General features: G+C 34.8%; 10 protein-coding genes and 1 pseudogene. 9 read left to right on the top strand and 2 right to left on the bottom strand.

Annotated features, from left to right (window positions below; all coding sequences use genetic code 11):
- Nucleotides 1–5 precede the first annotated feature (5 nt).
- Nucleotides 6–644, bottom strand: coding sequence for a rhomboid family intramembrane serine protease (locus tag AB674_RS19890; RefSeq protein ID WP_047779039.1), 639 nt, complete (start codon nt 642–644; stop codon nt 6–8).
- Between the two features lie 112 nt (nt 645–756).
- Between AB674_RS19890 and AB674_RS19885 the strand changes: the two genes are divergently transcribed.
- The 3 genes and pseudogenes from AB674_RS19885 to AB674_RS23115 form a co-directional block, all read left to right on the top strand.
- Nucleotides 757–1632 carry a lysophospholipid acyltransferase family protein gene (locus AB674_RS19885; RefSeq protein WP_047779038.1) on the top strand — a complete coding sequence of 292 codons (876 nt, stop codon included), beginning with the start codon at nt 757–759 and terminating at the stop codon, nt 1630–1632.
- Between the two features lie 597 nt (nt 1633–2229).
- Nucleotides 2230–2967 (top strand): hypothetical protein, encoded by a 738-nt coding sequence (locus tag AB674_RS19880; protein WP_047779037.1) that lies wholly within the window; start codon nt 2230–2232, stop codon nt 2965–2967.
- An 83-nt stretch (nt 2968–3050) separates the two neighbouring features.
- Nucleotides 3051–3140 (top strand): annotated as a pseudogene (locus AB674_RS23115) (transcriptional regulator); the annotation flags it as partial.
- Nucleotides 3141–3309: 169 nt separating this feature from the next.
- Here AB674_RS23115 and glmM read toward each other — a convergent pair.
- Nucleotides 3310–4698 (bottom strand): phosphoglucosamine mutase, encoded by a 1389-nt coding sequence (gene glmM / locus AB674_RS19875; protein WP_047779036.1) that lies wholly within the window; start codon nt 4696–4698, stop codon nt 3310–3312.
- A gap of 207 nt (nt 4699–4905) precedes the next feature.
- Between glmM and AB674_RS19870 the strand changes: the two genes are divergently transcribed.
- From AB674_RS19870 to AB674_RS19845, 6 genes are all read left to right on the top strand, one after another.
- Complete coding sequence (locus AB674_RS19870) at nt 4906–5490, top strand: ACP phosphodiesterase (protein ID WP_047779054.1); 585 nt, start codon at nt 4906–4908, stop codon at nt 5488–5490.
- Nucleotides 5487–7172 (top strand): gamma-glutamyltransferase, encoded by a 1686-nt coding sequence (gene ggt / locus AB674_RS19865; protein ID WP_047779035.1) that lies wholly within the window; start codon nt 5487–5489, stop codon nt 7170–7172. The genes AB674_RS19870 and ggt overlap by 4 nt, the downstream gene beginning before the upstream one ends.
- A gap of 74 nt (nt 7173–7246) precedes the next feature.
- Nucleotides 7247–9031, top strand: coding sequence for a chloride channel protein (locus AB674_RS19860; RefSeq protein WP_047779034.1), 1785 nt, complete (start codon nt 7247–7249; stop codon nt 9029–9031).
- Nucleotides 9032–9092: 61 nt separating this feature from the next.
- Nucleotides 9093–10046 carry a Fic family protein gene (locus AB674_RS19855; RefSeq protein ID WP_047779033.1) on the top strand — a complete coding sequence of 318 codons (954 nt, stop codon included), beginning with the start codon at nt 9093–9095 and terminating at the stop codon, nt 10044–10046.
- A gap of 101 nt (nt 10047–10147) precedes the next feature.
- Nucleotides 10148–12979 carry an excinuclease ABC subunit UvrA gene (gene uvrA / locus AB674_RS19850; RefSeq protein WP_047779032.1) on the top strand — a complete coding sequence of 944 codons (2832 nt, stop codon included), beginning with the start codon at nt 10148–10150 and terminating at the stop codon, nt 12977–12979.
- Between the two features lie 346 nt (nt 12980–13325).
- On the top strand, nt 13326–14054 hold the full coding sequence (locus tag AB674_RS19845; protein ID WP_047779031.1) for a TIGR00730 family Rossman fold protein: 729 nt from the start codon (nt 13326–13328) through the stop codon (nt 14052–14054).
- Nucleotides 14055–14191 lie beyond the last annotated feature (137 nt).

The raw sequence follows: 14191 nt of genomic DNA, 5'->3' as shown, positions 1-14191 counted from the left end.
CAGCTTTACAGCTTTCCTAATTTCGCCATTCCAAAAAGTACTATAATCGGAATCGCCAACAAAATAACCATTACTGTATGATCTACTAATAAAGCAGGTTCTTTTATTAAAGTGATTAAATAACCTCCTACTGCACCTCCAAAATGAGCCGTATGTCCGATGTTATCATTCTTGGCCTTCATTCCATAAATTGAATATAATAAATATAAAATTCCAAAAAGATAGGCCGGTACAGGAATCACAAAAAAGATTCCCAACATCATATCCGGCTGTAATAAAATTGCAGAGTACAAAACACCCGTTACTGCTCCCGAGGCGCCAACGGCACGGTAACTGTAATCGTTTTTATGAAACAACATGGTAAGTAAACTTCCGAAAATTAAACTTCCAAAATAAACTAAGATAAAAGAAAAATTGCCTAACCAATTTAAAACTACAGGAGCGAAAAACCAAAGTGTAAGCATGTTAAAAATCAAATGCATCATATCGGCATGCAAAAAACCTGATGAAAGCATTCTGATTTGCTCTCCGGAACGAATACTTCCGACGTGAAATTCGTACTTTCTAAAAAATGCAAAATCATTAAACCCCTTGTAACTTATTAGTACGTTGGCAACTATTATCCCAATCAAAATGGTATTCATAAAAAATGTTTATTGTGAAATGTAAATATAATCATTCTTCAACACAAGTGAGTAAGAAACCAAAATATCGATCGTTATTCATTTTTCTTTTATATTTGTAAAAAAAAATTACATGCAATTCCTCGTTTATATTTTAGCCTATCCTATTCTTTGGCTTATCTCTATACTTCCTTTTCGAATCTTTTATTGGTTTTCTGATTTTGTATTCTTTCTGGTCTATTATGTTTTAGGATACAGAAGAAAAGTGGTTCGCGAGAATCTGGCTTTAGCATTACCCCATTTAAGTGATGCGGAAAGAAAAGTAATCGAAAAGAAATTTTATCAGCACATGTGCGATATGTTTCTCGAAATGATCAAAACGATGAGCATTTCTCCTGAAGAAATGGAGAAAAGGTTTACCGTAACCAATATGGAAGTCATTAGAGAATATGAAAAAAAGGGCAAAAGTGCCATTTTGGTCACGTCACATTATGCCAGTTTTGAATGGATTCTGACGATTAACAAAAAATTACTCTTTAAAGGAGTTGGTGTTTATAAAAAAATTGCCAATCCATACTTTGATAAACTAGTTCGAAAAATCAGATCTAAATACGATACTGAATTAGTAGAAACCCGAAAAACAATTCCGCTTATGGCGCAAAACCAAAGAGACGGAATTCTGAGCCTTTACGGTTTGGCAAGTGATCAGTCACCAAAATTAGATCGTATTTTTCACTCGAGTTCTTTTATGGGAATCGAAGTTCCTGTTCACACGGGATCAGAAATGCTGGCTAAAAAATACGATTTAAGCGTTATTTTCTTCAAAGTAAAAAAGATAAAACGTGGGTATTATGAAGGTACTTTCATTCCGATCTGCGACAATCCACGGGATTATGAAGACTTCAAGGTCACAGAGATGTATCTGGAAGAAGTAGAAAAACAAATTCTTGAAGCTCCAGAATATTATTTGTGGACACATAAAAGATGGAAACATAGGGTTGAGAAATAATCTTCTCTAAAGTAAAAATCCAAAAAACGACATTTGTTTTTTGGATTTTTTCTTAAAATTTACTGATAGCGCAGAATTTAGATTTAGGAAAAACATTGAAGTCTTAGGTCAATAATTTTCTTCACCATATAAGTAATATAAGCTCATTTGAGTTTTTTTTCCTTTGCTGTTAGAAAAAAATAATCACAAGATAATCAAAGCTCTGTAGAAAACTTTGCGCGCCTTACCTTAGATTTATAATTAAAATAAAGATTCGCTAAAATTTTCTTTTGCACGCAGATTTAGCAGATTAGGCCGATTATATTTACCTCTTTAAAAAAAATCTGCTAAATCTGCGTGCAAAAAAATTAAGTGTAAAATTAAAAAGGTGCAGTAATGCTATAATTAAAACTTCACGCACCTTGCCTTTAATTTTTGATAAACAGGACTACAAGGTTAATCATAATCCCAATTTATCTTCATGTACAGTCTAAAACAATGTACCGTCTTATCTTTCAAAATTAGCTACTATTTCTTTAAGAACCTGCCGCACATAACACTAAAAAAAGTAACAAAAGTTTGATTTTCAATACTAATAGAAGTAAAAACTCTAAACACATGAAAAAACCACTGTTCATTTTACTAGCCATTTTTGGAACCTTTGTTCAACTTCATAGCCAAGAAAACCCTCTAAGTCCATTAAATAATCCCGCCGACAAAAGTCTTCTCAAGTCTGAAACTTCAGAAATGAATTGGTTTATGCTTAAGGATACTCTTAAAGTACAAATAGGAAGGGTACAAACCCAAATTCAGAAAAAGAAAGAGAAAATATACATTATAACAACAGTAGATATCAAACAAACAACTACAAAATGGGTTGACAGTACCATTGTTGAAACACAAAACTTTAAACCGGTCTATCATTCCTCCTTTAATCAACAAAGAGATATGGTATTGCAATTTGGAGAAAAAATCACGGGATATTACTTAGACAAAAAAACAGGAACTAAAACAAACATTTCTGAGGAAGTAAACAAGCCTTTTTTTGATAGTAATTTCTATCCTCAATTGATACGATTACTTCCTTTGAAAGAAGGTTATTCAAACACCATTTCGATTTTTGATTATAATCCTGCAGCTAAAATTGGAGCTATTATCGCAACAATTAAAAATACCCAAGAGACAACTATCACTTTTAAAGGACAGAAAAAACAGGTCTGGAAAGTTGAAACCACTGATGATATTTCAAATAACACGGCTATAAGTACCTATTATATCGACAAATCGACAAGAGAAATATTGAAACAGGAAATCGATTTTGGCGGTAGAAAAATGTTAATGGAATTGGTAGATTAGGCCTTACTGATTAAAAGGCTTAAACGCAAAGTTAGCAAGGGACACAAAGATTTGTTCTCTTTAAAAAAAAGACTTATGAATCTATCGATGAAAATAAAAAACTATACGAACGCTTAGTTCAAGTGGAAAAAGATAAAGTTGAATATTTAGAGAAATTACTAAAAGCCAAATAAACTTTTATAAAGGAAATAATTCAAACTAAAAAGACAGCCCTTTCAGACTGCCTTTTTGTTGTTATACTCGGTTTTGTCACAAGGATAAAACTCAAAATTCACACAGATTTTCAGATTTATGTACGTTTATTGTCTTCAAAATCTTATCTCTAAATCTTCAAAAAAGAAATTAAATCCCTGCAATAGCCTTAATTTCATCAATAATTCGAAGGGCTAAAACGTCTGCTTTTTCCTGAGACGGAGCTTCTGTGTAAATACGAATGATAGGCTCTGTATTTGATTTTCTTAAATGTACCCATTCGGTAGCAAAATCAATTTTTACACCGTCGATTGTTGAGATATCTTCGCTTTTGTATTTTTCTGTCATAGCGACTAAAATCGCATCAACATCAATTTGCGGTGTTAATTCGATTTTATTTTTACTCATGTAATACTCAGGGTACGACGCTCTCAATGCTGAAACTGACATCTTTTTATTTGCCAAATGCGTTAAAAATAAAGCCACACCAACCAAGCTGTCACGCCCGTAATGTGATTCCGGATAGATAATTCCACCGTTACCTTCACCACCGATAATGGCATTATTTTTCTTCATCAATTCAACTACATTCACCTCACCTACTGCGCTGGCTTCGTAGTTTCCTTTGTGTCCTATTGTTACATCACGCAAGGCACGTGAAGAAGACATATTTGATACTGTATTTCCCGGAGTTTTACTCAATACATAATCTGCACAAGCTACCAATGTATATTCTTCTCCAAACATTTCTCCGTCTTCACAAATAAATGCCAGACGATCCACATCTGGATCAACTACAACTCCTAAATGTGCTTTTTCTTTTACAACCAATTCTGAAATATCGGTTAAATGTTCTTTTAAAGGTTCCGGATTATGAGGGAAATGTCCGTTTGGTTCGCAGTATAATTTTACCACTTCAACGCCCATTAATTCTAACAATTTAGGAATAATAATTCCCCCTGACGAATTTACTCCATCAACAACTACTTTAAATTTTGCCGCTTTTACTGCTTCAACATCTACCAAAGGTAAATTTAAAACCTCGTCGATATGAATATCCATATAAGCATCATTGATCGTAATTTCTCCCAGATTATCCACATCTGAAAAATCGAAAGCCTCAGCCTCGGCAATTTCAAGAATTTTAGCTCCTTCTGCTCCGCTTAAGAATTCCCCTTTTTCATTCAATAATTTCAAGGCATTCCATTGTTTTGGATTGTGAGAAGCCGTCAGGATAATCCCACCGTCTGCTTTTTCCAAAGGCACAGCAACTTCTACAGTTGGCGTAGTGGAAAGTCCAAGGTCAATTACATTAATTCCTAAACCAATTAAGGTATTTACTACGAGATTATGAATCATTGGACCAGAAATTCTGGCATCACGACCAATTACAACTGTTAATTTTTCTTTTGAAGTATTATTTTTAAGAAAGGTTCCGTAAGCCGAAGCAAACTTTACCGCATCAACAGGAGTCAGGTTGTCTCCCACTTTTCCTCCAATGGTTCCACGTATACCTGAGATAGATTTTATTAAAGTCATTTTTTTGAGATATGGTTATTTATTACAAATATAAAAAAGTTGCCGAGTAACCAAGATGCTTAAGTGCTAAGATTTTAAAATAATATTAAAGTATCCTTACTATTACATACTAAGTTTTATAACAAAATGATTTAAAAAGTTTTTATACATTTACTAAAATAAACGTATCGCTTTCGAAACATCGAAATGATACTAACTCAAAAAAACATGAATTTCCTAGCACACATTTATCTGTCAGGAGACAATGATTTAATAAAAATCGGCAATTTTATGGCCGATGGAATTCGGGGAAAACAATTTGAACATTTTCCGGAGGATGTCCAAAAAGGAATAATCCTGCACCGATCGATTGATACTTATACTGATTCACATACTGTTTTCAGACAGAGTACCAAACGGTTACATGAAAAATACCACCATTACTCGGGTGTGATTGTAGACATCGTTTACGATCATTTTTTAGCCAAAAACTGGACGAAATATTCAGATGAAAAACTGGAAACTTTCATTAACCGATTTTATCGATCGTTACACGAAAACTATGCTATTCTCACTGAAAAAACGCAGGATTTAATGCCCTATATGATTCAGAGAAACTGGCTTTTAAGTTATCAGACGGTTGAAGGAATCCATCAGATTTTAACCCAAATGGACCGAAGGTCAAAAAACGAATCAAAAATGCAGTATGCCAGTGCCGAATTAAAAGAATTTTATACTGAATTCGAGCAGGAATTTACGCTCTTTTTTGAAGATATAAAAGAACATTCAAAACAAAAATTACTCTTATTATGAGAAAAGTTACACTACTGTTTACCTTATTATATATTAGCTGCTCAGCACAACAGACTCCGGCAAAACCAACCGGATTAGTCGTTACCAAAGCAATGGTGGTTTCTGCCCGTGAGGAAGCATCCAAAATAGGTGTTGAAATCATGAAAAAAGGCGGTAATGCTTTTGATGCCATGGTTGGTACTGAATTAGCGCTTGCCGTTGCTTTTCCGTTTGCCGGAAATATTGGCGGCGGCGGGTTTATGGTTTACCGAAAAGCAAATGGCGAAGTCGGATCGTTGGATTATCGCGAAAAAGCGCCATTAGCAGCCACAAAAGATATGTTTCTCGATAAAGACGGAAATGTAATTAAAGGAAAAAGTACGGAAACTGCTCTTGCTATTGGGGTACCGGGTACGGTTGCCGGTGTTTTTGCTGTTCATAAAAAGCTTGGTACACTGCCAATGTCTGAAATTCTAAAACTCGTAATTGTTCTTGCTGAAAAAGGGGTAGTTGTAACGCAAAAACAAGAAAAAAACTTAAAAAATTATCATGAAAGTATCGTCAAAATAAACGGAGAGCAAACACTACTCGCGGGAAATTTCAAGGAGAATGATACGATTAAATATTCCGCTTTGGCGAAAACTTTGAAAAGGATTCAAAAAAATGGAAGAAATGAATTCTATAAAGGAGAAACTGCCAAAATTCTTGTCGATTATCTTCAGAAAAAAGGTGGAATAATCACACTTGAGGATTTGGCGAAATACGAAGCAAAATGGAGAAAACCACTTCAATTTACTTACAAGGATTTAAAGATCACTTCTATGGCACCACCCAGCAGTGGCGGAATTTGTCTGGCACAAATTTTAAAAATGATCGAACCTTATGATTTATCTAAATTAGGACATAATTCTGATGCATCTATTCAAATCATTGTTGAAGCCGAAAGAAGAGCTTATGCAGACAGAAGTCAATACTTGGGTGATCCGGATTTTGTAAAAGTTCCAACAAAAGCTTTAATGGATAGTTCTTATTTAAAAGACAGAATGTCAACTTTTAATCCGGAAAAAGCCAGTTTATCTTCCGAAATAAAAGAGGGAAAAATTACCTATAATGAAAGTACCGAAACGACACATTATTCGATTGTAGATCAATTTGGAAATGCTGTTGCTGCGACTACAACCCTTAACGATGCCTATGGTTCTAAATACTATTGCGATGAATTAGGTTTCTTTTTGAATAATGAAATGGATGATTTCAGTGCTAAACCAGGTTCTCCGAACATGTTTGGTTTGGTGGGAAATGAAGCCAACAGTATTGCACCTCAAAAGCGCATGTTAAGTTCTATGACTCCAACAATTGTTGAGAAAGACGGTAAACTGTTTATGGTAGTAGGTACACCAGGCGGGTCGACGATAATAACTTCTGTTTTACAAACCATTCTAAATGTTTACGAATACAACTTAAGTATGCAGGAAGCTGTAAATGCACCTCGTTTTCATCATCAGTGGTTACCTGACCTTATTACTTTTGAACCTGATACTTTCGATACTAAGACCATCGAAAAACTAAAAGCTAAAAACTATCTGATCAACGAAAAATCTACTCCAATTATCGGAAAAGTGGATGCTATTTTGGTATTACCAAATAAAAATTTAGAGGGTGGCGCTGACTTCCGTGGTGACGATAAAGCAGCCGGGTTTTAATTTAGTTCCCTTTTTTTACTGGTTTTTTAAAGATTATAACTTAAATTTGTAGTATCCATAATTTTTAAAACAGAATGCTAAAAAAATATTTCAGAAGACTAGAAAGCATAATTGCTTTGGGGCAATCGCTAATGACACCAAAGCAATTTATTTTTTTATCAAGTGTTTTAATTGGTATTTCTTGTGCTCTTGCGGTAATTGTTTTAAAAACATTTGCCCATAGCGTATTTTCATTTGCTACTTATATCAATGGGATTCTTAAATTGAGTTTCATCAATAGTTTACTTCCTATTATCGGAATTTTGTTAACCGTTTTGGTTGTCAAAAAAGTACTAAGCGGAACCATACAAAAAGGAACTTCACAAATCCTTTATGCAGTGGCAAAAAAAGCAAGTATCATCCCTAAGAAACAAATGTACGCCCAAATTATAACCAGTTCCCTGACTGTTGGTTTGGGAGGTTCTGCAGGTTTGGAGAGTCCGATTGTAATTACAGGTGCTGCTTTTGGATCTAATTTTGCTCAAAATTATAAACTTCCTTATAAAGACAGAACCTTACTTATTGGCTGCGGTGTAGCTGCCGGGATTTCGGCCGCATTTAACGCGCCTATTGCCGGGGTTCTTTTTGCTATTGAAGTCTTGTTGGTAGATGTAAGTATTTCTGCTTTTACCCCTATTATGATTTCTGCTGCAACAGGGGCAATTGTTTCCGCTATTTTATTGGATGAAAGCATCTTATTGTCTTTCAAACAACAACAAACATTTAATTATCACAATACTCCTTTTTATGTAATTTTAGGAGTACTTACCGGTCTTGCTGCGATTTATTATTCTCGAAATTTTCAGAGAGTTGAACATTACTTTTCAAAACTGGAAATGGGGCCCTATAAAAAAGCATTAATAGGTTCTTCTATGTTGGCAGTTCTGATTTTTATTTTCCCTACTCTTTTTGGAGAAGGTTATGAAAGTATAAAAACACTATCAGAAAGTGATCCCGGAAAATTACTGGACAATACCCTTTTTAGTGAGTACCGAGACAATAATTGGGTGCTGCTCATCTTTGTTGGATGTACCTTAATGATAAAAGTTTTAGCCTCCGGTTTAACTATCGGAAGCGGTGGAAATGGAGGTAATTTTGCTCCTGCCCTCTTTTTAGGTTCTTATCTTGGATATTTTTTCTCCAAATTAGTTAATATGACCGGGCTTACAAACTTACCAGTCAGTAATTTTACTATGGTCGGAATGGCCGGAATCCTAAGCGGTTTGTTTCATGCGCCACTAACAGCCATTTTCTTAATTGCCGAAATAACAGGAGGCTACGGATTAATGATTCCCTTGATGATTATATCCTCCATTAGCTTTGCTATCTCCAAGCGCTTCGAAAAACATTCCCTCGATGTAAAAGGATTAGCCAAAAAAGGACATGCTTTTACCAGCAATAAAGATTCAAACATATTATCGACTCTTGATATTGATTCTATTATCCAGACAGATTATTTAACCGTACATCCTGATGAGAATTTGACCAAACTCGTCGATCTTATTTCCCACTCTAATCAAGTTGTTTTTGCCGTTGTGAATAACGAAAAAGATCTTGTTGGTGTAGTTCACTTTAATGATACTCGAGAAATCATCTTTAATAGTTACCGTGTAAAATACACCTTGATAAAAGACGTCATGAAAACTCCACTCGCTACCATATCCTCTTATGACAGCATGGAAATTGTTATGAGTAAATTTGAAAAAACTAAAACAGCTTTTATTCCAGTCGTACGAAATGAAAAATATTATGGCTTTATTTCCAAATCTATAGCACTTGAAGCCTATCGAACTAAGCTAAGAGCTATGACCATCGAGTAAGCTTAATATCGGATAAGTTAAAAAATTTTATTATCCGATAATAAGAAGTATCTTTGTGGTTATGTGGAATATAGACCTAATATATAGAAACGAATTTCAATCAACCTTTGAACGATTGTATCAGAAAAGGCAGGATTTGCAAACCAGCAGACTCTTGCCAAACATCGCTTTGCATAAAATTCGTGAAAGCCTTTCTTTAGAATGGACCTATAACTCCAATAGTATAGAAGGAAATACTATGAGTTTGCGAGAAACCCAAATGGTTATTCAGGAAGGCATTACCATAAAAGGCAAATCTTTAAGAGAACACTTTGAAACTCATAACCATGACAAGGCTATTGATTATCTGTACTCTATTGTTGATGATACTTACAAACTTAGAAGTATTGATATACTCTCTATACATGGTTTGGTTTTACGCTCTATTGAAGACGATTTTGCAGGACGTTTGCGCAATGGAGGGGTCCGTATTTCCGGTGCCAATTTTATGCCTCCAAATGCAAACAAGGTTTCTGACTATCTAGACGAACTAATTGATTTTATTAATACAAACCCTTTAGGGCTTAATGATATAGAACTGGCTACTATTTACCATCATAAATTAGTCTGGATTCATCCTTTCTTTGATGGTAATGGGCGTACTGTGCGTTTAAGCATGAATTTACTATTGATGCGTTGTGGGTTTCCACCTGCAATCATTCTTAAAAATGACAGGAAAAAGTATTACGAAGCCTTAAATCAGGCTAATACAGGAAACTATCAAAAACTAATACTTTTGATGTGTCAGGCTTTAGAACGTACGCTCAATATTTATCTAAATGCTATGCCGGACAGCGATACCAACTTTCAAAAAATAGCTGATATTGTTAGTGAGCCAGAGACACCTTATGGTCAGGAATATGTAAGTTTACTTGCCAGAACAGGTAAAATAGACGCTTACAAAGAAGGCCGAAACTGGTATACCACCAAAGAAGCTATAGAAGAATATATGGCCACCCGAAAAAGAAAACGCTAATTTTTATTAGCGTTTTTTGTTACAATTTATAACATAAACTTCTGCAGCGTAGTATAAAAAGAATAAATCAAAATGGTAACTTTGCTTTTTGCTCAAAATATATGTTAGAAAAAGACAATACTATTGAAGTTCTTGGTGCAAGAGTTCATAATCTAAAAAATATAGATATTTCGATTCCGCGTGAAAAACTGGTTGTTATTACCGGTTTATCTGGTTCGGGAAAATCTTCTTTGGCATTTGACACTATTTATGCCGAAGGTCAGCGTCGTTATGTAGAAACTTTTTCTGCCTATGCGAGACAATTCCTTGGCGGTTTAGAACGTCCTGATGTTGATAAAATCGACGGACTTTCTCCCGTAATTGCGATTGAACAAAAAACAACCAGTAAAAGCCCTCGTTCAACTGTTGGGACCATTACTGAAATATACGATTTCTTAAGATTACTTTTCGCACGTGGAGCAGATGCTTACAGCTATAATACGGGCGAAAAAATGGTTTCGTATTCTGATGAACAAATCAAAGACTTGATTATTCAGGATTTTATCGGAAAACGAATCAATATCCTTGCTCCGGTTATTAAAGCCAGAAAAGGACACTATGCCGAATTGTTCCAGCAAATTACAAAACAAGGCTTCCTGAAAGTTCGCGTCAATGGCGAAGTACAGGATTTAGTTTCGGGAATGAAATTAGACCGATACAAAACCCATGATATTGAAATTGTAGTAGACCGAATGTTAATTGAAGACACTGCCGACAATCAAAAACGATTAGCAGAAAGCATTAATACTGCAATGCATCATGGTGAAGATGTATTGATGATTCTAGATCAAGACACCAATGAAGTACGTTATTTCAGTAGAAATCTGATGTGTCCCTCAACAGGTATTTCTTATCAAAATCCGGAGCCTAATTTATTTTCTTTTAACTCTCCAAAAGGAGCTTGCCCACATTGTAATGGTTTAGGAACGGTACATGAAATCAATGTCAAAAAGATTATTCCGAATCCAAAATTATCTATTAAAGCCGGTGGTTTTGCACCACTTGGAGAATACAAATCCTCTTGGATTTTTAAGCAATTAGAAGTCATTGGAGAAAAATTCAGTTTTAAGATAACGGATCCAATCGAGAAGATTCCGGAAGAAGCTATGACCATGATTTTACATGGCGGAAAAGATAAATTTACCATAAACTCAAAAGACTTAGGTGTTACTCGCGATTATAAAATTGATTTTGAAGGTATTTCAAATTTTATCAAAAATCAATATGACGAGAGTCCATCTACAACCATAAAACGTTGGGCTAAAGATTTCATGGACGAAGTAAACTGTCCGGTTTGTGAAGGTTCACGTTTGAAAAAAGAAGCTTTATTCTTTAAAATCAATACCAAAAACATCACCGAATTGTGTGATATGGACATCTCTGATTTAACAGCCTGGTTCTTAGATTTAGAAAACCATTTATCAGATAAACAACTGTTGATTGCTTCTGAAGTGGTAAAAGAAATCAAAGACCGTCTGAATTTTTTAATGAATGTTGGTTTGAACTATCTGGCTTTAAGTCGAAGTTCAAAATCACTTTCGGGTGGTGAAGCGCAACGCATTCGACTGGCAACGCAAATTGGCTCACAACTAGTAGGTGTTTTGTATATATTAGATGAGCCAAGTATTGGTCTTCATCAGCGAGATAACGAAAAACTGATTCGTTCATTAGAGCAATTACGTGATATTGGAAATTCGGTTATTGTGGTTGAACATGACAAAGACATGATCGAAACAGCTGATTATGTAATTGATATTGGGCCAAAAGCCGGAAAATACGGTGGCGAAATTATCAGTATCGGAACTCCAAAAGAAACTTTGGCATCTGACACGATTACCGCTCAATATCTGAATGGCAAAATGAAGTTAGAAATTCCAAAAGAAAGACGCAAAGGAAACGGTAAGTTTTTGAAACTTTCGGGAGCGACTGGAAATAATTTAAAAAATGTAACCATTGAAGTTCCTTTAGGCCAACTAATTTGTGTTACAGGAGTTTCCGGAAGTGGAAAATCGACTTTGATAAACGAAACCCTCTACCCGATTCTGAATGCCTATTATTTTAATGGTGTAAAAAAACCACAACCTTATAAAAAGATAGAAGGTCTTGAACATATTGACAAAGTAATTGATATTGATCAGAGTCCGATTGGGAGAACACCACGTTCGAATCCAGCGACTTACACCGAGGTTTTCACAGAAATCAGAAATCTGTTTACTATGACTTCCGAAAGTATGATTCGCGGTTATAAAGCCGGACGTTTTAGTTTTAATGTAAAGGGCGGACGTTGCGAAACCTGTGAAGGCTCAGGTGTCAGAACCATCGAAATGAACTTTTTACCGGATGTATATGTGGAATGCGAAACCTGTCAGGGAAAACGTTTTAACCGTGAAACTTTAGAAATTCGATACAAAGGAAAATCTATATCAGATGTATTGAATATGACAGTGGATGAAGCGGTACCATTCTTTGAAAACATTCCAAAGATTTACCGAAAAGTAAAAACAATTCAGGATGTCGGTTTAGGTTATATTACACTTGGACAACAAAGCACAACGCTTTCAGGTGGTGAGGCGCAACGTATAAAGCTAGCTGGGGAATTATCTAAAAAAGATACCGGAAATACTTTTTATATACTCGACGAGCCTACAACAGGTTTACACTTTGAAGACATCAGAGTTTTGATGGACGTAATCAATAAACTTGTTGATAAAGGAAACACCATACTAGTAATCGAACATAATATGGACGTTATTAAACTGGCGGATTATATTATAGACATTGGCCCGGAAGGCGGAAAAGGTGGTGGAGAACTTATCGCAAAAGGAACACCTGAAGAAGTAGTTAAAAGTAAAAAAAGCTTTACGGCTAAGTTTTTGAAAAAAGAACTTATCTAACATTCTAAATTAAAATTATAGTACACACCCCACAACAACGATTACTTTAATTAATTGATAATGAGAAACAAAATTTAAAAAACTTGTTTCCATCGCTATATTTTGGTTAATAAATAAGTTTTTTTGCACCAACTCTCGAAAAAAGAGTTAATTTAGTATCCCTTTTTAATCAAAAAAAATCAACTTTAATCGATAAAAAGATAAAGCTGAATCAAAAACTGATGCCTTAGCTCCAGTGAAAGAGGAAATCTTATTGCTTTGATCCCTATAACTATTGGGGACCACAAAAGATTAGAATGTACAGCAGGAACGAGCTCCTGAAAAATAAATTAATAATACACAAAAAATGAGATTAGAAGATTTTGACAACGATGAGGATAAAATTATCCAAGATCGTTTGAAGCAAAAAACGTGGAATGAAATCAGAACAAACGACAGCTGGGCGATTTTTAAAATCATGGCTGAATTTGTAAATGGATATGAAAGCATGGGACGTATTGGTCCGTGTGTATCGATTTTTGGATCTGCAAGAACAAAGCCGGATGATAAATATTACTTACTGGCAGAAAAAATTGCTTTTAAAATTAGTAAAGCAGGTTATGGTGTAATCACAGGAGGTGGTCCCGGAATAATGGAAGCTGGAAACAAAGGCGCGCATTTGGGCGGAGGAACTTCAGTTGGTCTGAATATCGAATTGCCTTTTGAACAACACTTTAACCCTTATATTGATCACGACAAAAACCTTAATTTTGACTACTTTTTTGTTAGAAAGGTAATGTTTGTAAAATATTCTCAAGGTTTCGTAGTAATGCCGGGAGGTTTTGGAACTTTAGACGAAATGTTTGAAGCTATCACCTTAATACAAACTAAAAAAATTGGAAAATTCCCAATTATATTAGTAGGAGTTGAATTCTGGTCAGGATTGATCGAATGGGTAAAAACGGTACTTGTAGAAAAAATGCAAACAGTGAGCCCGGAAGATTTAAACTTATTCAAAATTGTAGATACTGAAGACGAAGTAGTAGATGTTCTGGACAAATTCTATAAGAAATATGATTTGAGTCCGAATTTCTAAACTTTTTCTTAACCACATAAGTAATGTAAGCGCATTTGAGAAACAAGCTTAACAAAGATTAATTTATTATGAATTTACATCGCTTTTATGGTTAAAATTTATTACGAAATGCAAAAAAAATGAAGCTGTTTTCTTAA

It is taken from the genome of Flavobacterium sp. ABG, from assembly GCF_001027725.1.
Classification (GTDB): Bacteria; Bacteroidota; Bacteroidia; order Flavobacteriales; family Flavobacteriaceae; genus Flavobacterium; species Flavobacterium cupriresistens.
The sequence above is the reverse complement of the archived record's forward strand: the minus strand, read 5'-3'. Positions and strand labels throughout refer to the sequence as shown.